The 24,117-nt window shown below is 67.4% G+C and carries 28 protein-coding genes; 13 read left to right on the top strand and 15 right to left on the bottom strand.

The window, feature by feature from the left end; all coding sequences use genetic code 11:
* Positions 1 to 99 precede the first annotated feature (99 nt).
* On the bottom strand, positions 100 to 240 hold the full coding sequence (locus AC0KUR_RS21940; RefSeq protein WP_167361865.1) for a hypothetical protein: 141 nt from the start codon (positions 238 to 240) through the stop codon (positions 100 to 102).
* 186 nt (positions 241 to 426) lie between these two features.
* On the opposite strand from AC0KUR_RS21940, the gene AC0KUR_RS21935 reads away from it, so the two are divergent.
* Entirely contained in the window at positions 427 to 1,134 is a 708-nt protein-coding gene (locus tag AC0KUR_RS21935; RefSeq protein ID WP_034186470.1) for an ArsR/SmtB family transcription factor, read from the top strand.
* A 150-nt stretch (positions 1,135 to 1,284) separates the two neighbouring features.
* The gene (locus tag AC0KUR_RS21930) at positions 1,285 to 3,876 is read left to right on the top strand and encodes a DUF6600 domain-containing protein (protein ID WP_473376417.1); all 2,592 of its coding nucleotides are present in this window, start codon (positions 1,285 to 1,287) and stop codon (positions 3,874 to 3,876) included.
* An 88-nt stretch (positions 3,877 to 3,964) separates the two neighbouring features.
* On the opposite strand, the gene AC0KUR_RS21925 is transcribed toward AC0KUR_RS21930, so the two are convergent.
* Together AC0KUR_RS21925 and AC0KUR_RS21920 are read right to left on the bottom strand one after the other, a co-directional pair.
* Entirely contained in the window at positions 3,965 to 4,936 is a 972-nt protein-coding gene (locus AC0KUR_RS21925) for a thymidylate synthase (RefSeq protein WP_049030723.1), read from the bottom strand.
* Positions 4,937 to 4,977: 41 nt separating this feature from the next.
* Positions 4,978 to 6,375 carry a sigma-54 dependent transcriptional regulator gene (locus tag AC0KUR_RS21920; RefSeq protein WP_034186469.1) on the bottom strand — a complete coding sequence of 466 codons (1,398 nt, stop codon included), beginning with the start codon at positions 6,373 to 6,375 and terminating at the stop codon, positions 4,978 to 4,980.
* Between AC0KUR_RS21920 and AC0KUR_RS21915 the strand changes: the two genes are divergently transcribed.
* Entirely contained in the window at positions 6,355 to 6,756 is a 402-nt protein-coding gene (locus AC0KUR_RS21915; RefSeq protein WP_080287732.1) for a hypothetical protein, read from the top strand. The two genes, AC0KUR_RS21920 and AC0KUR_RS21915, sit on opposite strands and share 21 nt — an antisense overlap.
* 155 nt (positions 6,757 to 6,911) lie before the next feature.
* Positions 6,912 to 7,205 (top strand): hypothetical protein, encoded by a 294-nt coding sequence (locus AC0KUR_RS21910; RefSeq protein ID WP_376698785.1) that lies wholly within the window; start codon positions 6,912 to 6,914, stop codon positions 7,203 to 7,205.
* Here AC0KUR_RS21910 and AC0KUR_RS21905 read toward each other — a convergent pair.
* Positions 7,199 to 7,465 (bottom strand): hypothetical protein, encoded by a 267-nt coding sequence (locus AC0KUR_RS21905; protein ID WP_124609141.1) that lies wholly within the window; start codon positions 7,463 to 7,465, stop codon positions 7,199 to 7,201. The genes AC0KUR_RS21910 and AC0KUR_RS21905 overlap by 7 nt on opposite strands.
* On the opposite strand from AC0KUR_RS21905, the gene AC0KUR_RS21900 reads away from it, so the two are divergent.
* A complete protein-coding gene (locus AC0KUR_RS21900; RefSeq protein ID WP_034186467.1) occupies positions 7,464 to 7,964 on the top strand; it encodes a dihydrofolate reductase in 501 nt (166 codons plus the stop codon). The two genes, AC0KUR_RS21905 and AC0KUR_RS21900, sit on opposite strands and share 2 nt — an antisense overlap.
* Before the next feature lie 96 nt (positions 7,965 to 8,060).
* Here AC0KUR_RS21900 and pmbA read toward each other — a convergent pair whose 3' ends face one another.
* Positions 8,061 to 9,431: a metalloprotease PmbA gene (gene pmbA / locus AC0KUR_RS21895; protein WP_049028856.1), complete on the bottom strand. Its 1,371-nt coding sequence runs from the start codon at positions 9,429 to 9,431 to the stop codon at positions 8,061 to 8,063.
* A 127-nt stretch (positions 9,432 to 9,558) separates the two neighbouring features.
* Between pmbA and yjgA the strand changes: the two genes are divergently transcribed.
* Both yjgA and mog read left to right on the top strand, forming a co-directional pair.
* Positions 9,559 to 10,161: a ribosome biogenesis factor YjgA gene (gene yjgA, locus AC0KUR_RS21890; protein ID WP_272481919.1), complete on the top strand. Its 603-nt coding sequence runs from the start codon at positions 9,559 to 9,561 to the stop codon at positions 10,159 to 10,161.
* A complete protein-coding gene (gene mog, locus AC0KUR_RS21885; RefSeq protein WP_059560740.1) occupies positions 10,145 to 10,762 on the top strand; it encodes a molybdopterin adenylyltransferase in 618 nt (205 codons plus the stop codon). Before yjgA ends, mog begins: the two co-directional genes overlap by 17 nt.
* A gap of 16 nt (positions 10,763 to 10,778) precedes the next feature.
* Here mog and orn read toward each other — a convergent pair whose 3' ends face one another.
* Complete coding sequence (gene orn / locus AC0KUR_RS21880) at positions 10,779 to 11,399, bottom strand: oligoribonuclease (RefSeq protein WP_049030222.1); 621 nt, start codon at positions 11,397 to 11,399, stop codon at positions 10,779 to 10,781.
* 117 nt (positions 11,400 to 11,516) lie between these two features.
* Here orn and AC0KUR_RS21875 point away from each other — a divergent pair, with 117 nt between their 5' ends.
* The 3 genes from AC0KUR_RS21875 to AC0KUR_RS21865 all read left to right on the top strand — a co-directional run bounded on the left by AC0KUR_RS21875 (position 11,517) and on the right by AC0KUR_RS21865 (position 14,093).
* Entirely contained in the window at positions 11,517 to 12,776 is a 1,260-nt protein-coding gene (locus AC0KUR_RS21875; protein ID WP_034186463.1) for a M48 family metallopeptidase, read from the top strand.
* Positions 12,773 to 13,714: a ribosome small subunit-dependent GTPase A gene (rsgA, locus tag AC0KUR_RS21870; protein WP_034186462.1), complete on the top strand. Its 942-nt coding sequence runs from the start codon at positions 12,773 to 12,775 to the stop codon at positions 13,712 to 13,714. Before AC0KUR_RS21875 ends, rsgA begins: the two co-directional genes overlap by 4 nt.
* A 61-nt stretch (positions 13,715 to 13,775) precedes the next feature.
* Positions 13,776 to 14,093, top strand: coding sequence for a putative signal transducing protein (locus tag AC0KUR_RS21865; RefSeq protein ID WP_473376416.1), 318 nt, complete (start codon positions 13,776 to 13,778; stop codon positions 14,091 to 14,093).
* Positions 14,094 to 14,156: 63 nt separating this feature from the next.
* On the opposite strand, the gene AC0KUR_RS21860 is transcribed toward AC0KUR_RS21865, so the two are convergent.
* The 6 genes from AC0KUR_RS21860 to rpsP all read right to left on the bottom strand — a co-directional run bounded on the left by AC0KUR_RS21860 (position 14,157) and on the right by rpsP (position 18,286).
* On the bottom strand, positions 14,157 to 15,095 hold the full coding sequence (locus AC0KUR_RS21860; protein ID WP_034186460.1) for a CobD/CbiB family protein: 939 nt from the start codon (positions 15,093 to 15,095) through the stop codon (positions 14,157 to 14,159).
* Positions 15,096 to 15,215: 120 nt separating this feature from the next.
* Entirely contained in the window at positions 15,216 to 15,902 is a 687-nt protein-coding gene (locus AC0KUR_RS21855) for a CoA pyrophosphatase (RefSeq protein WP_034186459.1), read from the bottom strand.
* Between the two features lie 87 nt (positions 15,903 to 15,989).
* The gene (gene rplS, locus AC0KUR_RS21850; protein WP_006753174.1) at positions 15,990 to 16,382 is read right to left on the bottom strand and encodes a 50S ribosomal protein L19; all 393 of its coding nucleotides are present in this window, start codon (positions 16,380 to 16,382) and stop codon (positions 15,990 to 15,992) included.
* Positions 16,383 to 16,515: 133 nt separating this feature from the next.
* Complete coding sequence (gene trmD / locus AC0KUR_RS21845; protein ID WP_034186458.1) at positions 16,516 to 17,310, bottom strand: tRNA (guanosine(37)-N1)-methyltransferase TrmD; 795 nt, start codon at positions 17,308 to 17,310, stop codon at positions 16,516 to 16,518.
* 1 nt (position 17,311) lies between these two features.
* The gene (gene rimM / locus AC0KUR_RS21840; RefSeq protein ID WP_034186457.1) at positions 17,312 to 17,989 is read right to left on the bottom strand and encodes a ribosome maturation factor RimM; all 678 of its coding nucleotides are present in this window, start codon (positions 17,987 to 17,989) and stop codon (positions 17,312 to 17,314) included.
* Positions 17,990 to 18,031: 42 nt separating this feature from the next.
* Complete coding sequence (gene rpsP, locus AC0KUR_RS21835; protein ID WP_006476550.1) at positions 18,032 to 18,286, bottom strand: 30S ribosomal protein S16; 255 nt, start codon at positions 18,284 to 18,286, stop codon at positions 18,032 to 18,034.
* 151 nt (positions 18,287 to 18,437) lie between these two features.
* Here rpsP and AC0KUR_RS21830 point away from each other — a divergent pair, with 151 nt between their 5' ends.
* Both AC0KUR_RS21830 and AC0KUR_RS21825 read left to right on the top strand, forming a co-directional pair.
* Positions 18,438 to 19,577 (top strand): PQQ-dependent sugar dehydrogenase, encoded by a 1,140-nt coding sequence (locus AC0KUR_RS21830; protein ID WP_473376415.1) that lies wholly within the window; start codon positions 18,438 to 18,440, stop codon positions 19,575 to 19,577.
* Positions 19,578 to 19,686: 109 nt separating this feature from the next.
* Entirely contained in the window at positions 19,687 to 20,154 is a 468-nt protein-coding gene (locus AC0KUR_RS21825; protein WP_034186748.1) for an NINE protein, read from the top strand.
* A 64-nt stretch (positions 20,155 to 20,218) separates the two neighbouring features.
* Here AC0KUR_RS21825 and AC0KUR_RS21820 read toward each other — a convergent pair whose 3' ends face one another.
* Both AC0KUR_RS21820 and AC0KUR_RS21815 read right to left on the bottom strand, forming a co-directional pair.
* Positions 20,219 to 21,385, bottom strand: coding sequence for a PA0069 family radical SAM protein (locus AC0KUR_RS21820; RefSeq protein WP_034186455.1), 1,167 nt, complete (start codon positions 21,383 to 21,385; stop codon positions 20,219 to 20,221).
* A gap of 102 nt (positions 21,386 to 21,487) precedes the next feature.
* Positions 21,488 to 21,976: an Lrp/AsnC ligand binding domain-containing protein gene (locus tag AC0KUR_RS21815; protein WP_012492860.1), complete on the bottom strand. Its 489-nt coding sequence runs from the start codon at positions 21,974 to 21,976 to the stop codon at positions 21,488 to 21,490.
* Between the two features lie 145 nt (positions 21,977 to 22,121).
* On the opposite strand from AC0KUR_RS21815, the gene AC0KUR_RS21810 reads away from it, so the two are divergent.
* A complete protein-coding gene (locus AC0KUR_RS21810) occupies positions 22,122 to 23,408 on the top strand; it encodes a D-amino acid dehydrogenase (RefSeq protein WP_049034348.1) in 1,287 nt (428 codons plus the stop codon).
* Positions 23,409 to 23,499: 91 nt separating this feature from the next.
* Here the strand turns inward: AC0KUR_RS21810 and AC0KUR_RS21805 are convergent.
* Positions 23,500 to 24,117, bottom strand: a 618-nt coding sequence (locus tag AC0KUR_RS21805) for an acyl-CoA dehydrogenase C-terminal domain-containing protein (protein ID WP_473376414.1), incomplete at its 5' end; no start/stop codon positions are given.

Below are 24,117 nucleotides of genomic sequence, written 5' to 3'. Positions count from 1 at the left end.
TCGGGCCATTATACGTTGCAGTGCGGCAATGCGTCGCGGCCAGCGCCGCGTGACGCGGCCGCGGCGGCGCCACCCGCCCCGCGCACGCAGCGCCGCCGGTCAGCGGCGCACCGTGACGCCCTGGTCGATCGTCCCGTACATCTCGATACTGCCGCCCTGCCCGCCGGCGGCGCCCGCGCCGCCCTGCGCACAGGCCGCGCAGACGAGCGCGGCGGCCAACATGCAGAAAATCGTCTTCATCGTTGCATCGTGTCACATGCGGCGGCCCGCTGCCGCCGCGTCCGGCCCATTCTACGCGCGCCGCAACGGGCCGCAGCCAGGCTGCCGCGGGACGGCGCCGCCGCATCCGACATTTCATCCGGATACGAAACATCGAATGCGCACACCCACTACACTGCCCCTCATCCCGCTTGACGAGAGACGACGATGACCGATCAAGACGACCACCACTTTCCGGGCCTCAGCCGCATCGGCGCACTGATCGCCGACCCTGGCCGCGCCGCGATGCTGTGGGTGCTGATGGACGGCAGCGCGCGGCCGGCCGGCGAATTGACGATGATCGCGGGGCTGTCGCCGTCCGCGGCAAGCGCGCACCTCGCGCGGCTGACCGAAGGCGGCCTGCTCGCGCTCGACGTGCGCGGCCGGCACCGCTACTACCGCATCGCGTCGGCCGACATCGCGGCGTCGCTCGAGGCGCTCGCGAACGTCGCCCGCGCGGCTGCGCCGCACCGCCCGGTACCGGCGCCGTCGCGCACGGTACCGGCCGAACTGCGCTACGCGCGCACCTGCTACGACCACATGGCCGGCGAACTTGCGGTGCGCATTTTCGACGGGCTCACCGCGCGCGGCTGGCTGCTCGCGGACGGCGACGCGATCGAAGCCACCGAGCTCGGCACGCAGGCCCTCGGGCAATGGGGCATCGACGTCGCGCAGCAGCGCACGCGCCGGCGCCGCTTCGCATGCGGCTGCCTCGACTGGAGCGAGCGGCGCTCGCATCTGGGTGGCGCGCTCGGCGCGGCGCTGCTCGAAAGCTTCTGTGCGCACGGCTGGATCGAACGTTCCGCACGGCCGCGGGTGCTGCGCGTCACCGTGCCCGGCCAGCAGGTTTTCGACGCGTGGCTTACGTCCGCTTGACGCCCGCATTGCGGCTGCACGACAGCGGCACGCGACAGACAGGTTTTGTTACACCGCGTGCCATCCGACTTACAAAACACCGAGCATTGAAACAGGCCGAGCGGATATTGTGAACTCAACGGCACGAATCGACGCGCCGCGATAACGACGATGACGCTCACCATGGCCCCCCTGTTCACGCTCAAGCGAACCGCCCGCTATACGCTGCTCGCGTTCGCCGCGCTTGCGGCCCTGCCGCCCGCCTTCGCGCAATCGGCCGGCGCGCCGCCGTATTCGGCCGCGGCACGGCAACCGGGCGGCGACCCGCCCGGCCGCGTCGCGCGGCTCGACTACCTGTCGGGTGCCGTGACGACCGAACCGGCCGGCACCGATACGTGGTCGTATGCGGCCGTGAACCGGCCGCTGACGACCGGCGACCAGCTCTGGAACGACGCCGGCGCACGCTCGGAACTGCATATCGGCTCGACCGCGGTGCGGCTCGGCGATTCGACGAGCCTATCGATCCTGAATCTCGACGACACGACGACGCAGTTGAAGGTCGGCCTCGGCACCGTATCGACGCATGTGCGCGATCTGCCCCGTGGCGGATCGTACGAAATCGACACCCCGAACCTCGCGCTCGGCATCACGGGCCCCGGCGACTATCGCGTCGATGTCGCGCCGAACGGCGCGAGCACGACCGTCACGATGCGCAGCGGCAGCGCGACCGTCTACGGCAGCAACGGGCAGTACCCGCTGTCGCCCGGGCAGCAGGTCGTGTTCACCGGCACCGACCTGCAGGTCGCACAGCAATCGGCGGCGCCGAGCCCCGACCCGCTCGACCAGTGGGCCGCCAGCCGCGACGCGGCCGAGGAGCGCTCGGTGTCGGCCCGCTATGTGTCCCGCGACATTCCCGGCTATCAGGATCTCGACGCGAACGGCACGTGGCGCGAAACCCCGAATTACGGCTCGGTCTGGGTGCCGAACGACACGCCGGCCGACTGGGCGCCGTATCACGACGGCCACTGGATCTGGCAGGCGCCGTGGGGCTGGACGTGGGTCGACGACGCACCGTGGGGCTTCGCGCCGTACCACTACGGCCGCTGGGCGTACGTGGACGACAGCTGGGCCTGGGTGCCCGGCCCGATGGTCGTCAGCCAGCCGCCGGTCTACGCGCCGGCGCTCGTCGCGTTCGTGGGCGGTGGCGGCGGTCCCGACTGGAGCGTCGCGCTCACGGTCGGCGGCGTCGCCGCGGCCGGCTGCGCATGGTTCGCGCTCGGCCCGGGCGAGCCGTGGCACCCGCGCTGGGGCGGCTGGAGCCCGCACTACTACGACCGCGTGAATCGCAATATCGTGGTGAACAACGTCAACGTGAACAAGACCGTGAACGTGACGAACATCACCAATATCACCAACATCAACAAGACGTACGTGAACTTCCGTGCGCCGCACGCGATCACGGCCGTGCCGGCCGCCGCGTTCGTGCATGGCCAGCCGGTCGCGCACTTCTCGCAACACGTCGATCCGCGGCAATGGCGCAATGCGCACGTCACGCCGGGCACACCCGGCATCGCGCCGGTGCGCCAGAGCTTTACCGGCGGGCTGCGCAATGCCGGCTACCGTCCGCCGGCGGCGATCGCGCAGCACCCCTACGTCGCGACGCGCAACCCCGCGGTGCCCGCCGCCTATCGAGACCAGGCAGCCGCGCATCTCGCGCAGCAAGGCGGGCGCGTGCCGGGCGCCGGCGCGCCGGTCGTGAAGACGAGCGTGCCGGCCGATTACAGGGCCCGCCCGGTCCGCGTGCCGGGTAATCCGAGCGGCGGCGCGTGGGCGATGCACAACGTGCAGCTCGTGAATCCGCACGGCCCCGTCGTGCAGCCGTCACGCGCGCCGCGCGAAGGCCAGCCGCCTGCCGTGCAAACCGGACGGCCGGGTACGCCCGGTGCGCCATTGCCGGGCGTGCCGACTGCCGGACGGCCGGCGAACGGCGAAATCCCCAATGGGCCGCATTTCGCCAACGGCGGCATGCCGCAGGCGCCCGGCAACGCGACGCCGCATCAGGCCTTCGGGCCCGGCAACGGCGTCCCGCACCCGCCGATCGCAAGCAACACGCCGTCGGGCATCGGCAACACGCACGCACCCGAGGCGCCGTCGCCGGCGTGGATGCAGCCGCACACGCCGATGGAACGCCAGCGCCCCGCCCCGCCGAGCGCCCTTCACGCGGCAGGCCAGAATGCACTGCCGCCCGTGCGCAGTGCGGCGGTGCCGCATCCGGAGGGCATACCGACACCGCAGGGCACGCAGCCCGGCGGCCGGAACGACGCGCCGCGCGCGTTGCCGCAACCGAGGGTCGACAACACGGCACAGATTCCGCAGCCGCGTCCACGCCCCGATTTCCCGACACCGGCCCAGCACGGGCAAGCGCAACCGGAACGGGCCGCTCCCACGCCGCAACCCCGCCCCGAATTCGCGCAACCGGCGCCGCACCGCGAAGTCGCACCGCCGCGCGTGAACGAGTACCGTCCGCCGGCGCCAGCCGTACACGACATGCCGCGCCCGCAACCGCAGGCGCCGCGCATAGAGCCGCGCCCCCAGCCCGCACCTCGAATGGAGCCGCGACCGCAGCCGGCACCCCGCATGGAACCGCGCCCGTCGATGCCCGCTCCCCGCATGGAACCGCGGCCGCAACCGGCACCGCACGTCGAGGCGCCGCGCCCGAGCAGCCCGCCGCCAGGCGGGCACGACGAGCGGCATCGCCAGTAAGTGCCGCAAACGTGAAACAAAAAAGCCCGACCGGTCTCAGCCGGTCGGGCCTTCTTTCTGCAGGGCGCGGATCGATGAAACCGCGCGCTCAGACCGCCATCGGCGCAGTCAGCGGCTCGTGGTGGCGGTAACCGACCAGCGAGAAATCGGACGGCTCGACCTGCTCGAGCCATTCGGGCGCATAAACGCCCGTCTTCGCGTAGTCGGGCACGCGCTCGGCAATCTCGAGCCGCGGGCTTTCGTAAGGCTCGCGCGTGAGCTGTCGCTGCAGCATGTCGAGCTGGTTCTCGTAGATGTGCGCGTCACCGATGAAATACGTGAACCAGCGCGGCGTGTAGCCCGTCAGGCGGCCGACGAGCGACAGCAGCGCGGCGCCTTCCGTCAGGTTGAACGGCGTGCCGAGGCCGACGTCGTTGCTGCGGATGTACAGGCACAGCGAGATCTCGCGCTTCGTCGCGTTCGGCAGGAACTGGTACAGCAGGTGGCACGCGGGCAGCGCGATCTGGTCGAGCACGGCCGGATTCCACGCGTGAAACAGAATGCGGCGGTCGGCCGGATTCTCCATGATCGTGTCCAGGCACTGGCGCAGCTGGTCGATCGCCTTGTACAGCAGCACCTTCGGCGCGCCGTCTTCGTCGAAACGCGTGACGATCCGGAAGCCGCGGCGCGTCGCGTCGGCGATCTGCGCGTCGGCGCCCGCGTCGAGCACCTTGTAGCCCGGCCACTGGCGCCATTGCACGCCGTACACGTCGCCGAGATCGTCGACGCCCTGACGGTACGGATTCGCGAGCCACTGCGCGTTCTCGTTCGCGTTCGCGTCCCACACCTTGCAGCCGAGCGCGCGGAACTCGGCCGCGCTGCGCGACGCGCGCAGGAAGCCGACCAGTTCGCCGATCGCCGACTTGAACGCGAGCTTCTTGGTCGTCACGGCCGGAAAGCCTTGCTGCAGGTCGAAGCGGAGCATCGCGCCCGGCATGCTGATGGTGCGGATCCCCGTGCGGTTCTCCTGCCAGGTGCCGGTATCGAGAATGGTACGAACGAGGTCGAGATACTGTTTCATGCGGGTTCCTTCGGCCGCGAGGGCGGCCGTACCCGCCAATTTTAGCAAGCGTGGTGAGGAAGCTCCGGCAACGGCGCCGAAAACCCTGCCAGCGTGTCGCCGCGATCGCGCATGCCGTGCGCGCACATCAGCCGGTAGAGCGTGACGCGCGACACGCCGAGTTCACGCGCGGCATCCGCGAAACGGCCGCGGTGGCGCAGCAGCGCCTGCTCGATCGCCTGCCGTTCGGCCGCTTCCCGCGCCTCCAGCAGCGACACGGGCGCGAGCGTCGCGAAGTCGTTCAACTCGAGATCGGCCGCGGTGATCATCCGGCCCTCCGACATCACGATCGCGCGGCGCACGCGATTGATCAGCTCGCGCACGTTGCCCGGCCACGAATAGCCGTACAGCGACGCGACCGCGTCCGGAGAGAAACCGCGCAGGCGGCGATGCGCGTCGCCCTTGAAACGCTCGAGCATGTGGCGCGCGAGCACCTCGATGTCCTTGCCGCGCGCGCGCAGCGGCGGCTCCTCGATCTTCAGCACGCACAGGCGATGGAACAGGTCCTCGCGGAACCGCCCTTCGCGCAACGCGGCGTCCATGTCCACGTGCGTCGCGCAGATCACGCGCACATCGACGGGCACCGACACGTGCGCGCCGAGCCGCTCGATCTTGCCTTCCTGCAGGAAGCGCAACAGGCTTGCCTGGCTTTCCAGCGGCAGATCGCCGATCTCGTCGAGAAACAGCGTGCCGCCGTTGGCGGCCTCGACGCGGCCGATCTTGCGCTGGTTCGCCCCGGTGAATGCGCCGCGCTCATAGCCGAACAGTTCGGCCTGCAGCAGCGTCGACGGAATCGCGCCGCAATTGATCGCGATGAACGGTGCCTGCGCGCGCGACGAACGCTCGTGAATCGCGACCGCCGTCAGTTCCTTGCCGGTACCCGATTCGCCGGAGATGAACACCGGCGCATCGGTCGCCGCGACGCGGCGAATCGTCCTGAAGAGCCCGAGCATCGCATCGCAGGTGCCGACCATCTCGCCTTCGCTGCGCCCGGCGCCGACCGGCGGCGCAACGGGATCGGTCAGCGCGACCATGCCGTGCGCATGACCGACGGTCTCGACGATTCGCGACGTCTCGTACGGCATCGTCACATAGTCGAAGCAGTAGTCGCGAATGAGGTGGCGCAGCGTGGCATCCTGCAACTGGCCGCGACGCGTCGCGGCGATCCAGCCGATGTGCTGGATGCTCAGGCAGGATTCGAGTTCGCGCAGGTCCGAGGGCTTGAAGCCCGGCGAAAAGTCGAGCAGGCCGGCGGTTGCCACGCCATGCTGCACGACACGCCGGACGTCGCGTACGGTCTCCGCGAGATCGACGCGCCAGCCGCACTCGTCGAAATGGCCGCGCAACGCGTCGTTCGGTTCGCGCGAATAGTAGATCACGTGCCGCTGATCGGCTCCCATATCCTCACCCCGTTCATCAACCGTCTAACGATTGCCGCGCACGTCAGAGTTCGTGCGAAAAGGATCGAATCGGGTCAGCCAGAGGCGGCTCGATTCGCCATGCCGATGCTCGGCAACGACAAAGCCTCGCATGATGGCGCTTATCTCGCGTCCAGTTATTTTTGGTCAAGACAGCTTAGTTATAGGCACCAAATACGACAAACGGATTTCGGCGCCGACGGCGATACGGCCCAATCGCACAGGAGGTCGATGCAGGTCAATCATCTGCACATAGCGCATGCGCAGCAAGGTGTTCGTTCATCAACACACGGGCCGATTTTCATCCTTGAAGCGAATCGATTGAATCCGCAGTATTCCCGAGCCCCCTCGTTTCAGGCCTGAAACATTTTCAGGCGTTTTCGGCCACAATTCGCAACGCTTGAGCGCGAATCGCCGTAGCGACAACGGTCCCGGCACGGTGGCATGCATTTCGCTGAACCCGTAAACGATCGGAGACAGCGGCCATGCGCAAACATCTTTTACTTTCTTTCGTGCCGATGGCGCTCGCGCTCTCGGCCGCCGGCCCGCCTGCGCCGGCCCGCGCGGATGACATCGCAAAACCGGATCGCGCCATGCTGCCGGCCGAAAATGCGCCGAGCCTGCGGCACGGCGGCGGCTTCGGCATCGTGACCGTGTCCGCACCGCAACCGCTGCCGACCGGCAAGGCAACCGTCACGCTGTGGGACGAGATCCCGCCACCGCCCCCACTGCCGATGCCGCTTCCGGTATCGCAACCCGGTGACGTGCAGCACGCGATGGAAGGCAACGTTCAAGGCAACAAGCGTCAGTGAGCCTGCGTCGCCCCACTCAATGAGGATTCCGTATTGATTTGACGATTCGAGCCGGCCGACACCGATCCGCGCCGGTATCGCCGTTCCCGCGACACGACAAAGGTTTTGTGCTCCGTCCCCCGGCGGGCACTCTTTTTATTCGGTCCGTCGCCGCGACGCCATGCATCGAGCGTCGCGGCGCGCAGCACGCGAAAGGCGGCGCATGCCGCCGTTCCGGTAGAATCGGCGCCATTCCGGTTTTCCTCTTCCCCGACCTTCATGACGACGTTGACCCTGATCGTCGCGCGTGCCCGCAACGGCATCATCGGCCGCGACAACCAGTTGCCCTGGAAACTTCCCGAGGATCTCGCGTTCTTCAAGCGCACGACGATGGGCGCGCCGATCGTGATGGGCCGCAAGACCCACGAATCGATCGGCCGGCCGCTGCCGGGCCGCCGCAACATCGTCGTCACGCGCGATGCGGCGCGCCGTTTCGACGGTTGCGACACGGTCACGTCGCTCGCCGATGCACTGGCGCTCGCCGCGCGCGACGGCGTACCCGAGGCATTCCTGATCGGCGGCGCGCAACTCTACGCGGAAGGGCTCACGCTCGCCGACAAGCTGGTCGTCACCGAGATCGACGCCGACTTCGACGGCGACGCCTCGTTCCCCGCGCCCGATCCCGCACATTGGCAGGAAGTGTCGCGCGATGCGCACCAGGCTGCCGCGCCGAACACGTTCGGTTATGCGTTCGTGGTCTACGAACGCAAGCGCGGCTGACGCGGTACGCGGCCGCACGCGATGAAAAAAGCCCGACCGGCTTGCCGCCGGTCGGGCTTTTTCGCTGGAGGGCGGGCGGCTGACGCCGCGCCTCGCTTACTGCCCCGCGATCGTCATCTGCTCGATCAGCACCGAGCCCGTTTCCTTCGTACCGCGCACGATCGAATCGGCACCGATCGCAACGATGTGCCGGAACATTTCCTGCAGCGTGCTCGCGACGGTGATTTCCTCGACCGGATACTGGATCACGCCGTTTTCCACCCAGAAACCCGCCGCGCCGCGCGAATAGTCGCCCGTCACGTAGTTCACGCCCTGCCCCATCAGCTCGGTCAGCAGCAGGCCCGTGCCGAGCTTCTTCAACATGGCTTCGAAGTCGTCGCCCGCCTGCGTGTTCGAGCTGCGCAGCGCGAGGTTGTGCGACCCGCCCGCGTTACCGGTGGTCTGCGTGCCGAGCTTGCGTGCCGAATAGGTCGACAGGAAGTAACCCTCGACGACACCGTCCTTCACGACGCTGCGCGCGCGCGTGCGCACGCCTTCCTCGTCGAACGGCGCGCTGCCCATCGCGCGCGGCACGTGCGGATCCTCGACGACCTGAATGTGCGGCGCGAACACCGGCTTGCCGAGGCTGTCGACGAGGAACGACGTCTTGCGATACAGCGCGCCGCCGCTCACGGCCTGCACGAATGCGCCGAGCAGGCCGGCCGCGAGCGGCGCCTCGAACAGCACGGGCACCTTGCGGGTGTCCAGGCGGCGCGCGCCCATCCGCGCGAGCGCACGCTCGGCCGCGTAGCGGCCGACCGCCTCGGGCGCCGCGAGATCGATCGCGCTGCGCTTCGACGAATACCAGTCGTCGCGCTGCATGTGACGGCCGCTGCCCGCGATCGGCGCGCAGGCGATGTAGTGGCGCGAGTACGGGTAGCCGGACAGGAAGCCGCGCGACGTCGCGAGCACGAACTGCGAATGCTGCGCCGACACGCTCGCGCCTTCCGAATTGCGGATCTGCGGGCTGACCGCGAAGGCGGCGTCTTCCGCGCGGCGGGCCAGCTCGACGGCGTCGTCGGCCGTCAGCGCCCACGGGTGGTAGAGATCGAGATCGCGCGGGTCGGTTTCGAGCAGTTCGGCCTCGGCGAGGCCGGCTGCCTCGTCCTCGGCCGTGAAGCGCGCGATGTTGTACGCGGCGGCGACGGTATCCTTGATCGCGGCCGGCGAGAAATCGGACGTGCTCGCGTTGCCGCGCTTCTTGCCGATGAACACCGTCACGCCGACCATCTTGTCGCGGTTGTGCTCGATCGTTTCGACTTCGCCGCGGCGCACCGATACCGACAGGCCGTCGCCTTCGGAGATTTCGGTCGCGGCGTCCGACGCGCCGAGCGCCTTCGCATGGCGAAGGATGTCCGACGCGATTTCCTTGAGCTGGTCCTGCGTGTGCGGGAAATAGCGCGCTTGTACGTCGAGATTGGCTGCCATCGTCTTGGTATCCGGTGGCGGGCGGGCGCCCGCATGGTCAAAATGTTGCGTATCCCGCGATCATAGCAAGGTCCGGGGCCGGACACAGACAAGCTTGGGGTGTCCGCGCCGCGATACAATGCCGCCCATGACACGCAAAACCCGAATCCAGCCGATCGAGCATGCCGTCGAAGACGACGACAACGGCTACGATCGCCCCAGCAAATCCCAGTTGAAGCGCGAGATGCACGAGTTGCAGGTGCTCGGCCAGGCGCTCGTCGACCTGCCGAAAGACGCACTGAAGCGCATGCCGATGCCCGAAAACCTCGCGGACGCCGTTCGCGAGGCACGCCGGATCACCGATCACGAAGGCAAGCGCCGCCAGCTCCAGTACGTCGGCCGCGTGATGCGCTCGCTGACCGACGACGAAACGGCCGCACTGCGCACCGCACTCGACGCGCAACGCGGCGTGAACAAGGCCGCGACGGCCCGCCTGCACTGGATCGAACGCACGCGCGACCAGTTGCTCGCCAGCGACGACGCGCTGACCGAATTCCTGCGCCAGCACCCGGAAGCCGATATCCAGGAAGGCCGCACGCTGATCCGCAACGCGCGCAAGGAAGCGCAGCAAGGCAAGCCGCCGCGCTATTTCCGCGAGCTGTTCCAGTGGATCAAGACCGCGAGCGGCTCGCCCGACGCGGGTGACGATGCGCCGGACGACACCGAAGACGACCATGACGACGAAGCGTAACCACCCGGACGAACTCGTCGTCGGCCTCGTGTCGATCAGCGACCGCGCGAGCACGGGCGTCTACGAGGACAAAGGCATTCCGGCGCTGCAGGAATGGCTCGGCGCCGCGCTCACGTCGCCGTGGCGTGCCGAAACGCGCCTGATCCAGGACGATGCGCCGACGATTTCCGCCACGCTCGCCGAGCTCGTCGACGTCGCGGGGTGCGACCTCGTGCTGACGACCGGCGGCACGGGCCCCGCGCGCCGTGACGTGACGCCCGAGGCCACGCTGGCCGTGGCGACGAAGGAAATGCCGGGATTCGGCGAACAGATGCGGCAGATCAGCCTGAATTTCGTGCCGACCGCGATCCTGTCGCGGCAGGTCGCGGTGATCCGCGAGACGGCCGACCATGCGGCGCTGATCATCAACCTGCCGGGCCAGCCGAAGTCGATCCGGGAAACGCTCGAAGGGCTGCGCGATGCCGACGGCAAGTCGACCGTGCCCGGCATCTTCGCCGCGGTGCCCTACTGCATCGACCTGATCGGCGGCCCGTACATCGAAACCGACGCCGCGGTGGTCGCGGCGTTCCGGCCGAAAAGCGCGCAGCGGGCGCCGCGCTGACCGCGTGCCGGCCCGCTCAGGCGGCCGGCGCGGATTCGCCTGCCGGCGCCGATGCGGCCGGAATCAGGAAATGCTCGCGGTAGTACTTCAGCTCGTCGATCGACTCGTGGATGTCCGCGAGCGCCGTATGCATCGCACGCTTCTGGAAACCCTTGTAGATCGCGGGCTGCCAGCGGCGGCACAGCTCCTTGAGCGTGCTGACGTCGAGATTGCGGTAGTGGAAGAACCGCTCGAATTCCGGCATCCAGCGCGCCATGAAACGGCGGTCCTGGCAGATCGAGTTGCCGCACATCGGCGACTTGCCGGGCGACACGTACTGCGCAAGGAACGCCTGCAACTGCGCGGCGGCTTCCGCCTCGGTCACGGTCGACGCGCGCACGCGGTCGATCAGGCCCGAGCGCCCGTGCGTCGACTTGTTCCAGTCGTCCATCTTCGCGAGCGTCTCGTCGCTCTGGTGGATCGCGAACACGGGGCCTTCGACCGCGATGTCGAGCGTGGAATTGGTCACGACGACCGCGATCTCGATGATGCGGTCGTTATCCGGGTCGAGGCCCGTCATCTCCATGTCGAGCCAGACGAGGTTCAACTCGTTGCGCACGAGCGCGGGCTGGCTGGCGGAAGCGGCGGTATCGGTCATGAGTCATCCTGGAAAATGGCGGACGGCGCGCGGCGCCGCCCGGGCGGCCGGCATCGCATCAGCGGGGCCGGTCCGCAAGAACATATAATTCTCGCATAGAACCCTTTGGCGCCTTCGATGTCACCCTTTTCATTCACCCTGCTGTTCGCGATCGCCGTACTCGCGATGGTCGTCACCAAGCTGTGGCTCGCGTCGCGGCAGATCCGCTTCGTCGCGGCGCACCGCAACGGCGTGCCCGCGCAGTTCAGCGCGACCATCCCGCTGACCGCCCACCAGCGCGCGGCCGACTATACGGTCGAGCGCACCCGGCTGACGATGCTCGAGATCGTCGTCAGCGCGGCCGTGCTGGTCGGCCTCACGCTGCTCGGCGGCGTCGGCGCGCTCGATACGCTGCTGACCGGCTGGCTCGGCCGCGGCTACGGGCAGCAGGTCGCGCTCGTCGCCGCGGTGCTCGTGATCACGAGCGTGATCGACGTCCCGTTCGAGTACTACCGGCAGTTCGGGGTCGAGCAACGGTTCGGCTTCAACCGCATGACGAAACGGCTGTTCTTCACCGACATGCTGAAAAACGCGCTGCTCGGCGCCGCGCTCGGCCTGCCGCTGCTGTTCGTCGTGCTGTGGCTGATGAACCAGGCCGGCAGCCTGTGGTGGCTGTGGACCTGGATCGTCTGGGTCGCGTTCCAGATGCTCGTGCTGCTGATCTACCCGACCTTCATCGCGCCGATCTTCAACAAGTTCGAGCCGCTGAAGGACGACGCACTGCGCACGCGCATCGAGTCGCTGATGAAGCGCTGCGGTTTTGCGGCGAAGGGGCTGTTCGTGATGGACGGCAGCCGCCGCTCCGCGCACGGCAATGCGTACTTCACGGGCTTCGGCGCATCGAAGCGGATCGTGTTCTTCGATACGCTGCTCGCGCGCCTGTCCGGCCAGGAAATCGAGGCCGTGCTCGCGCACGAGCTCGGCCATTTCAAGCGCCGCCACGTGATGAAGCGGATGCTCGTGTCGTTCGTGCTGAGCCTCGTGCTGCTCGCGCTGCTCGGCTGGCTCGCGCAACGCACGTGGTTCTACACCGGGCTCGGCGTCACGCCGTCGCTCGACACCAGCAACGCGGGCGCCGCCCTCGTGCTGTTCTTCCTCGCGATTCCGGTATTCCTGTTCTTCGCGACGCCGTTCAGCAGCCTTACGTCGCGCAAGCACGAATTCGAGGCCGACGCGTTCGCGGCCAGCCAGACCGACGCGCAGGATCTCGTCAGCGCGCTCGTGAAGCTCTACGAGGACAACGCGTCGACGCTGACGCCCGACCCCGTCTACACGGCCTTCTACTACTCGCATCCGCCTGCGTCGCAGCGGATCGACCGCCTGCTGCAACACGCATGAGCCGCCCGACGTCCCGCAAGCCGGCCCCGCGCGCGTCGAACGCGCAACGGGTCGAAGGCCGCGTGATCGCCGCGCACGGGCGCCACTACATCGTCGCACCCGACGACGGCGGCCCGATGCTGCAGTGCTTCCCGCGCGGCAAGAAGAGCGACATCGCGGTCGGCGACCGCGTCGTGTACGAACTCGCATCGGCCGACCAGGGCGTGATCGTCGAGATCGGCGAACGGCGCAATCTGCTGTACCGCTCCGACCAGTTCAAGTCGAAGCTGTTCGCGGCCAACCTCGACCAGTTGCTGATCGTGCTCGCGACCGAGCCCTATTTCAGCGAGGACTTGCTCGGCCGCGCGTTGATCGCGGCCGAGGCGAACGAGCTGAAGCCGCTGGTCGTGCTGAACAAGATCGACGTCGAGGCCGCGCTGCCGGTCGCACGCGAGCGCCTCGCGCCGTACCGCGCGCTCGGCTACGACGTGCTCGAGCTGTCGGTGAAGGGTTCGCCCGACGACGCGCGCGCGCAGTTGATGCCGCATCTCGCCGGGCACTCGACGATCCTGCTCGGCCAGTCCGGGATGGGCAAGTCGACGCTCGTGAACCTGCTCGTCCCCGATGCCGAAGCCGCGACGCGCGAGATCTCGGCCGCGCTCAACAGCGGCCGCCACACGACGACGTTCACGCGCCTCTACCCGCTGGAAGGCGGCGGTGCACTGATCGATTCGCCGGGTTTCCAGGAATTCGGCCTCTACCACCTGACGGAAGGCCGCCTCGAGCGCGCGTTTCCGGAGTTCCGGCCGCTGCTCGCGGATTGCCGTTTCTATAATTGTCATCATCTGCACGAGCCCGGCTGCGCGATTCTCGAAGCCGTCGCCGACGGCCGTATCGCGCCGTCGCGGCATGCGCTGTACGCCCAGCTCGTGCACGAGGCGAGCCAGATCGTCCGCTGAGCGCGAGAGCGCGCGGGGCCGGCCGGCACGCCCGGGCCGGCCTTCATCGACAGGAGCCGCGATGCGTTTCAAGGCACCCGATCTCGCGACCGCGCAACATTGGGCCAACGTGCTTCAGGTGGCCGGCGTCGGTTGCGAGCTGCATAACTGCTACGCGACTGGCGCGCTCGGCGGCCTGCCGGCCGATGCGTGCACGCCCGAGCTGTGGCTCGACGACGAACGCGACGGCGCCCTCGCGCGCCGGCTCCTCGATGCCGCCTCGCACGGCCCGTCGGCCGGCGCCGCGCCCTGGTTTTGCCGGCAGTGCGGCGAAGCGCTCGAGGCCCAGTTCACCACGTGCTGGCAATGCGGCGCCGTGCGCGATCCGCGCGACGACTGACCCACAGCGACAAGGCCGGCATCGAGCCGGCCTTGTTCTTTCATCGGATCCCGCCGTGCGTCGTCACGACACCCAGACGGCGAGCGTCAGCATCAGCAGCAGGATCATCCACAGGATCACCGCACGCCAGACGAGGCCGACCGCCGATTGCAGCGTCCGCGGCGTGCAATCGTCTCCGACCGTCAACGGACCGCTGTCGCCGACCGCCAGCGCATCGAGGCTCGACGGCTCCGCGAGCGGCCCCGCGAGACGCGCGCCGAGCGCCCCGCTGCCGGCGGCGAGCAGCACGCCGTCGTTCGGGTCGGGCCACTGGCGCGTGTGATTGCGCCACGCGTAGATCGCATCCTCGAAATTGCCGACGATCGCGAAGCCGAGCGCGGTCAATCGCGCGGGAATCCAGTCGATCACGAAAAACGCGCGCTGCGCGAACGTCGAGAACGCGGCCGTGCGGTCGTCGCCCGGCGTCGACCAGCTGCGCGCGAGGTATTCGGAAATCCGGTACAGCACGGCGCCGGCCGGGCCGATCGGCAGCACATACCAGAAGAACACGCCGAACACGTGGCGATGCGACGCGACAACTGCATGAATCAGCGTATGGCGGACGATTTCGCCGACCGGCATGTCGACCGTGTCGATGCCCGTCCACTCACGGAGGATTTCGCGCGCACGCGGCACGTCGTCGTTGTTGAGCGCGAGGTGGATGTCGGTGAAGTAGTGGCTGAACTGGCGGAAGCCGAGCGTGAAATACACGACGACGACGTTCCACAGGAACGCGAGCACGAAGCTCACCTTGTACAGCAGGAAATAGATCAGCGCGACGATCAGCACCCACGGCAGCACGACCGCGAGCCAGGCGAGGATGCCGTGCTTCTGCTTGCCGGCGTCGAGGCCATGCGCAACGGTTTCCGCATGAAACTGGAACAGCGCAAACACCGGATTGCTCGGTGATAACGCGCGGACCTGTTCGATGATGAGGGCGAGGAGAACCGAAAAGAAAGTCATGCGTGGCGCCGTCTTCGGAGTTATGTCATTTTTTGCATAACGATAGCACAGCGCCAGCCCCGCATGGCTGCCGGCGCGGTCGCCCGGCGGCCGGCCGCGCGCGCCGGCCGGTGCATGCGCCTAGCCGGCGGCCAAGAAGCGGTAGAGATTGCGAAACATGCCGGCAGTTGCGCCCCAGATGAAGTAATGCCCGCCCGGTTCGCCATTCGGATAGGGCATCGCAAAAAAACGACGCTCGCCGCCTTCCCAGCGGAACACGCGGACCTGATGGTTCGCGGGATTCATCACGAACGCGAGCGGCACTTCGAAAATCTCGGCGACTTCGAACGTATCGGCCTGCACCGTGAACGGCGGATGCACGAGGCCGACCACCGGCGTCACGCAGAAGCCCGTGCCGGTCAGGTAGTCGGGTAGCGCACCGAGGATCTCGACCCGTTCGGCGGCCAGCCCGATCTCTTCCTTCGCCTCGCGCAACGCGGTGGCCGTTGCATCGCGATCGAACGTCTCGCGACGGCCGCCGGGGAAGCTGATCTGCCCGGCGTGGTCGTTCAGGTGGTCGGCACGCTGGGTCAACAGCACGGTCAGGCCCGACTCGCGGACGACGAGCGGCATGAGGACGGCCGCGCTGCGCGGATCGACGCCCTCCTGCAGCCTCGCCTCGCCGGGCTCGACGCTCCAGTCGAGCGTACGCGCGAAACGTTCGCGCAAGCCGGACGGCGTCATCAGCGGGGGATCGATGACAGGCAGGCCGGCACCGGTGCCTTCGACCGGCAGGACTTCGGGATCGATGATGGGGCGGCGATTCAATGGGGCTCTCGGGTTCGTGTCGTATCGAGCATATTGTCGCGCCAGAATGAAAAAAGCACCCGGGTGGGTGCTTTTTCCTTACAGCTCTTACTCTTGGGAAGCTGCTGCGGCGCGATCCTTCGACACCAGCTTTTCCTTGATACGAGCCGACTTGCCCGAACGCTCGCGCAGGTAGTACAGCTTCGCACGACGCACATCGCCGCGACGCTTCACGACGATGCTTGCCAGCAGCGGCGAGTACGTCTGGAACGTACGCTCGACGCCTTCGCCCGACGAGATCTTGCGGACGATGAAGTTCGAGTTCAGACCACGGTTGCGAATCGCGATCACGACGCCTTCGTAAGCCTGAACGCGCTTGCGGTTACCTTCAACCACGTTCACGTTCACGATCACCGTGTCGCCCGGGGCGAATTCGGGGATCGTCTTGCCGGCGAGCGCGCGCTCGATCTCTTCCTGCTCAAGTTTTGCGATCAGATTCATTACTGACTCCTTATGCCATCGTGTCGGCGTTGGTACCCGCCTGCTTCCAGGCCTGGCCCCGATAGAGGATGGATTCACATCAGGCACCGCACACGCATGCACGGCACCGCCAATTCCCGCTCGCGCAGCCGCCTCAGGAGGCGTCCTTCGCTTCGCGTGCGAGGTTCGCAAGCCACGCCTCGTCGGCCCGGCTCAGCAACTTCTCGCGGCGCGCCCGGACGATCAGGTCCGGCCGCTTCCGCCACGTATTCCGCAATGCTTCCTGCCGCCGCCACCGCTCGATCTCGGCATGATGCCCGCCGAGCAGCACGTCCGGCACGCGCACGCCATGGTATTCCTCGGGGCGCGTGTAGTGCGGGCAATCGAGCAGGCCGTCGGCGAAACTGTCCTGCACGGCCGACAACGAATCGTTCAGCACGCCGGGCAGCAGCCGCACGACGGCATCCATCATCGCCATCGCCGGCAGTTCGCCGCCCGACAGGACGAAATCGCCGAGGCTGATTTCCTCGTCGACGCACCGGTCTAGCAGACGCTGGTCGATCGCTTCGTAGCGGCCGCACAGCACGACGACACCGGGCTCCTGCGCCATCCGCACGGCACGCTCATGCGTGAGCGGCGCGCCCTGCGGCGACATCATCACGACACGCGTGCTCGCGATGCCCTGCTCCGCCTGCGCCGCTTTCGCGGCGTCAATGGCGGCTTCGAGCGGCTTCGCCAGCATCACCATGCCCGGACCGCCGCCGTACGGACGATCATCGACCGTGCGGTAGTTGTCCGTCGTGAAATCACGCGGGTTCCAGGTGCGCAGCCCGAAGCGCCCCTGCTTGACGGCCCGGCTGGTGATGCCCCAGTCGGTCAGTGCACGGAACATCTCGGGAAAGAGCGTGACGACGTCGAACTGCACCGCGCTCTCGGTTACCTGGTTCATTTCAGTAATCGGCTTCCCAGTCGACGACGATCCGACGCGCCGCCTGATCCACCGTTTTGACGTATACGCCGACAAACGGGATCAACCGTTCGTCGGTGGTCGGCTGACCGTCTTTGCCGGTCGCCGGATACTCGACACGCATGATCGAATGCACGCCGTTGTCGATCATCCCGCTCACCTTCCCGAGCGCCACCGATTGCTCGTTGACGACATCGAGACCGATCAGGTCGACCCAATAGAATTCGTCCGCGGCCAGTGCCGGGAAATCTTCCCGGCGCACGAACACGCGAAAGCCGCGCATCGCGAGTGCGGCATCGCGGTCGCTGACGCCCGCGGGTTGCGCAACGACGGTGTCGCTGTGCGTCTTCGACTGCATGATGCGGACCGAAAGCCGCTCCGCACCGCGCTCCAGCCACCAGCGACGCGCGTTGAGCAATGCATCCCCGCCGCGACCGGCGTCGGCATGCGTCGCCACCTTGACCCAGCCCTTCAGGCCGTAGGCGTCGACTACCGCCCCGACCTCGACTGCGTCGTCGGGCCAGGCTTGCGTCGCTTCGAGACCACCTTGCTCGGCAGCCTCACCGGCGCTCGCGACAGCGTCGCGCTCGACTGGCTTGCGGACGAACGCGCCGAATGACGCACGCCCGCGCCTTGCATTACCGGAATCGTGACCCGCCATCAATGCACCTCACAGCCGGCACGACCGGCACACCGTGCCATGTTAGGCAGCCGGTTGCGCCTTTTGCGCTTCCTTCACGAGACGCTGGACGGTCGGCGACAGTTGCGCGCCAACGCCTTGCCAGTACGTCAGGCGATCCTGAGCGATACGCAGCGATTCGCCCTTCGTGGCGACCGGGTTGTAGAAGCCGACGCGCTCGATGAAGCGGCCGTCACGACGGTTGCGCGAATCGGTAGCGACGATGTTGTAGAACGGGCGCTTCTTCGAGCCGCCACGAGCCAGACGGATGATAACCATATGATGTCCTTCGGAAAACCGGGTTCGAAACTACTGAAACACGCGATTATAGCCGGAAACCAGAGGTACAACAAACACTTACGCGCAAAATTCCGCGGGCGGCCTGTCGGGCGGGCATACAATCGTCGTGTCCAGGACGTTTCCCGCCGTCATGCCGCCCCTTCCCGCTGCCTCGACGCGCCGCGCGCAGAACCGTTTCACGGCGCTGCTCGCCGGCCTTGCCAGCCTCGCGTCCGCACCGGCGTTTGCCGCGCCGTTGCCGGTGAGTGAACTCGTCGTCCCTCCCGGCTTCCACGTGGAAATCCTGACCGACACGGTACCGGCCGCGCGCGAAATGGTCTGGTCGCCCCGCGGCATCCTGTATGTCGGCACACGCGAAGGCCGCGTGCACGCGTTCGCGATGCACGAGGGCCGGATCACCGCGCACTACGTGATCGCCTCCGGGCTCGACATGCCCGTCGGCGTCGCCTACCGCGATGGCGCCCTCTATATATCCGCCGTATCGCGGATCCTGCGCGTCGATCATGTCGACGATCGGCTCGCCCGACCGCCCGCCCCCGTCGTCGTGACCGATGCGCTACCGACGGAACATCATCACGGCTGGAAATTCATCGCGTTCGGCCCCGACGGCAAGCTGTACGTGCCGACCGGCGCACCGTGCAATGCCTGCCTTGCCGATCGCAGCCGCTACGCGATCATCGCGCGCATGAAGGCGGACGGCAGCGAACGCGAGGTGGTCGCGCGCGGCGTACGCAATACGGTCGGCTTCGCATGGCATCCCGATTCGGGCGAGCTGTGGTTTACCGACAACGGGCGCGACCTGATGGGCGACGACGTACCCGATGACAAGCTGAATCGCGCCCCGCGCGCCGGACTCGACTTCGGCTTTCCTTATTGCCATGGCGGCGATACGCCCGACCCCGAATTCGGCAGCGCCGGCGTGTGCCGCCGCTACGCGCCGCCCGTCCTGAAACTCGGCGCGCATGTCGCCGCGCTCGGCATGCGCTTCTATACCGGGCCGATGTTTCCGGCGTCGTATCGCAATAACGTGTTCATCGCCGAACACGGGTCGTGGAACCGCAGCACGAAGGTCGGCTACCGCGTGATGCGCGTGATCGTGTCGGCGGACGGCAGCCACGCGCAGCAGATGCCGTTCGTCACGGGCTGGCTGCGCCCCGACGGCACGGTATGGGGACGCCCGGCCGACGTGCTGCCGCTGCCGGACGGCTCGCTGCTCGTCAGCGACGATTACGCCGGCGCCATCTACCGCGTGACCTATGCGGCACCTTGACGCAGGCAAGGGGTGACCGGGCCCGACCGGGCATCGTAGAATGCGTGCCGGGCCGCGCGCCCGCGCCGGCCCGCCGGCCGCCCATGCCAACGACCATCCGCCGCCATCCATGTCCAGCAGCACCGCACCGTCCCGCCGCTTCCGCTCCAAGACGCTCACTGCCGCCCTCGCGTTCCTGTTCGGTTCGCTCGGCGCGCACCGCTTCTATCTGTATGGCTTGCGCGACGTGTACGGCTGGGCGCACCTGCTTGCGACGATCGTCGGCATCCCGGGCTTCCTTTTGCTTGCGGCGACCCAACGCACTGCCGGCCTCGGCTGGTGGCTCGCGATACCCGGCGCGATCTCGCTGCTGGCGGCATTCCTCGCCGCACTCGTCTACGGGCTGCGCCCTGACGAAAAATGGGATGCGCAATTCAACGCGGACACCGGCAAGCACAGCAAGTCGGGCTGGACCGTGATCTTCGTCGTGATCTTCTCGCTGCTGATCGGCGCGTTCCTGCTGATGACCGCACTCGCGCTGTCGTTCCAGACGTATTTCGAATCGCAGGTCGAAGCCGCGAAGCAGATTTCGCAGTAAGCACGACGGACGCGGCGCCGAGGGCCCTCGCCCGGTGCCGGCACGCGGCGGCCTTGCTCGCGTATCAGAACAGATTCAACTGCATGTCGTCGCGTGGCTTCGCACCGGCCGAACGTCCGGCAACACGCGGCACCGGCGCGACCGCGGCCGGCGCACCGCGGAACTGCGACAGATCGAGAATGCCGTTCGTGCGCTCGTTCAACCCGAGCCGCTTGACGGCCTGGCGAAAGCGCTGCCGCAACAGGTCCGCCCAGATCCCCTCGCCCTTCATCCGCTTCGAGAAATCCGCGTCGTAGTCCTTGCCGCCGCGCATGTCGCGCACGCGGTTCATCACGCGTTCCGCGCGGTCGGGGAAATGCGCGGCGAGCCAGTTCTTGAACAGCGGCGCGACCTCCCACGGCAGCCGCAGGATGATGTAGCTTGCGTGCGTCGCGCCGGCTTCCGCGCACGCTTCGAGCACGCGCTCCATGTCGGGCTCGGTCACGAACGGAATCACCGGCGCAATGCTCACGCCGACCGGCACGCCCGCGTCGCGCAGCGCGCGGATCGTGCGCAGCCGTCGCGCCGGCGTGGCCGCGCGGGGCTCGAGCGTACGAGCGAGATCGGCATCGAGTGTCGTGATCGTGACCGCCGCCATCACCTGCCCGCGCTCGGCCATCGGTGCGAGCAGGTCGAGATCGCGCTCGATCAGCGACGATTTCGTGATCGCCGCGAACGGCAACCCGCGATCGTGCATCACCTGGATCACGCTGCGCGTGATGCGCAGGTCGCGCTCGACCGGCTGGTACGCGTCGGTGTTGACGCCGAGCGCGATCGGCTCCGGCACGTAGCGCTTGCGCGAAATCTCGCGCTCGAGCAGCTCGGCCGCGTTGACCTTCGCGTAGATGCGGCTTTCGAAATCGAGCCCCGGCGACAGGCCGAGATAGCTGTGCGTCGGCCGCGCGAAGCAGTAGATGCAACCGTGCTCGCAGCCGCGATACGGGTTGAGCGATACGCTGAACGGAATATCAGGCGACTGGTTGTGCGTCAGGATGCTTTTCGCACGCTCCTCGAACACCTGCGTGCGCAGCGGCGCGGGGAAGTCGGCATCGTCCGACTCGTGCGTCCAGCCGTCGTCGACCGCTTCGCGCTGCGCGATTTCATACCGCCCCTGCAGGTTGTCGACCGCACCGCGCCCCTTGCGGGGCACGGGCGGCGCTACCGGAAATTCGTTGTCGGACCGATCGTCCATATGCCCACCCCTTCGCCTGCGCCCAATACTGTACATTTATACAGTATTGGGCGCAGCATGCCAAGCACGGGATAAGGGGCTCGACAACAGGCTGCCGACGCGTCACTCGCCGACGGCAATCGTCAGCGTTTCCTTGATTTCCTCCATCACGACATAGCTCTTCGACTGCACCGCGCCCGGCAGTTGCAGCAGGATGTCGCCGAGCAGCTTCCGGTAGTCGGCCATCTCGCCGATCCGCGCCTTAATCAGGTAGTCGAAATCGCCGGAAACCAGATGGCATTCGAGCACCTCGTCGATCTTCATCACTTCCCGGCGGAATTGCTCGAACATGTTGCCGCCCTTGTGGCCAAGCGTGATCTCGACGAACACCAGCAGCGCGGCCCCCAGCTGACCCGGGTCGACCCGCGCGTGATAGCCGGTGATCACGCCGTCGCGCTCCATGCGACGCACGCGCTCGATGCACGGCGTGACGGTCAGTCCGACCTGTTCCGCGAGGTCTTTCATCGCCATCCGGCCGTCGTCCTGGAGCAGTTTCAGGATGCGCCGGTCGAGCTTGTCGAGCGAGCGTACGGGCTGACGTTGCGTTCTCATTTGTTTATGCTGAAAACCTGAAAAATACGATAACAAAACCTACACATTCGACAATACCATAGCGCAAAAAACTAGATCAGCTAGAGGTTACACGGAGCCGCACACGCGCCCGGCCTCGATCTGGTCCCTTCCATCTGGAGCAGCTATGCGAGTCGTCATTCTGGGCAGTGGTGTAGTGGGCGTGGCAAGCGCGTATTACCTTGCGCGCGCCGGCCATGAAGTCACCGTGATCGACCGGGAAGCCGGCCCGGCGCTCGAGACGAGCTTCGCGAACGCAGGCCAGATCTCGCCCGGTTATGCCGCACCGTGGGCCGCGCCCGGCGTGCCGCTGAAAGCCGTCAAGTGGATGTTCGAAAAGCATGCGCCGCTCGCGATCCGCCTCGACGGCACGCGCTTCCAGCTCCAGTGGATGTACCAGATGCTGCGCAACTGCACGGCCGAGCGCTATGCGGTCAACAAGGGCCGCATGGTCCGCCTCGCCGAATACAGCCGCGACTGCCTGCAGGCGCTGCGCGCCGATACGGGCATCGAGTACGAAGGCCGCACGGGCGGCACGCTGCAACTGTTCCGCACGCAGCAGCAACTCGACGGCGCGGCGAAGGACATCGCGGTGCTGCGGGAAGCGAACGTGCCGTTCGAACTGCTGTCGCCGGCCGAACTGAAGAACGCCGAACCGGCGCTTGCCGCCGTCTCGCACAAGCTGACGGGCGGCCTGCGCCTGCCGGGCGACGAAACGGGCGATTGCCAGCTGTTCACGACGCGCCTGGCCGCGCTCGCCGAATCGCTCGGCGTCAAGTTCCGCTACAACACGCCGATCGATGCGCTCGCGATCGCGGGCGGCAAGATCGCCGGCGTGCAGTGCGGCAGCGAGACGGTGCGCGCGGACGCGTACGTCGTCGCGCTCGGCTCGTACTCGACGAACTTCATCTCGAACCTGATGAAGATCCCGGTCTATCCGCTGAAGGGCTATTCGATCACCGCGCCGATCGTCAACGAAGCGGCCGCTCCGGTGTCGACCGTGCTCGACGAAACCTACAAGATCGCGATCACGCGTTTCGACCAGCGCATCCGTGTCGGCGGCATGGCGGAAATCGTCGGCTTCGACAAGAAGCTGCGCGCCGCGCGCCGCGAAACGCTCGAGATGTGCGTCAACGACCTGTTCCCGGGCGGCGGCGACACGTCCAAGGCCACGTTCTGGACGGGCCTGCGCCCGATGACGCCGGACGGCACGCCGATCGTCGGCCGCACGCCGGTGTCGAACCTGTTCCTGAACACCGGCCACGGCACGCTCGGCTGGACGATGTCGTGCGGCTCGGGCCAACTGCTCGCCGACCTGATCTCGGGCAAGATGCCCGCGATCCAGGCCGACGACCTGTCGGTGCATCGCTACCTGAAGGACGTGGCCGGCCAGACGCGCCCGGCCTACGCCTGAGCCGCGACGGCCCGCAACACGGGCCGGCCGGCGGCAAAAGGAAAGGCGCCCTCGGGCGCCTTTTTCGTTGCGTCGACGGCGTTGCTCGCGGTCAGAACTGGTCTTCCGTCAACGCGAGCACGCTCTCGTTGCCCTTCGCGCCGACGATCGACGCCTCGAGCGCACCCGCCTGCACGAGAATGTGTTCCGCATAACATTGCGCGATCGCGATCTTCGCATCGAAGAACGCCGGGTCGCTCGCGCGGTTCGCCTGCGCCGCCACCAGCGCGCGCGCCATCTGCCACCCGCACAGCACCACGCCCGCCAGCTTCAGGTACGGCACGCTCCCCGCGAACACCGCGTTCGGATCCTGCTTCACGTTCGCCACCACGTAATCCACCGCCGATGCCAGCGCGCGGGCACCTTTCTCCAGCCGTACCTTCATCGACGCGGCCGCCGCACCGTCCAGCTTGCCCAGCGCCGCCACCGTGGCGTCGATCTCCGCGAGCAGCCCCTTCGCCACCGCGCCCCCGTCGCGCATCGTCTTGCGGCCCACCAGGTCGTTCGCCTGGATCGCCGTCGTCCCTTCGTAGATCGCCAGGATCCGCGCATCGCGATAGTACTGCGCCGCGCCCGTCTCCTCGATGAAGCCCATCCCGCCGTGCACCTGCACGCCCAGGCTCGCCACGTCGTTCACCATCTCCGTGCTCCAGCCCTTCACCACCGGCAC

The organism is Burkholderia sp. YHN3-13 (assembly GCF_055810675.1).
Note: the sequence above shows the minus strand (reverse complement) of the source record. Positions and strands in the feature narration are given on the sequence as shown.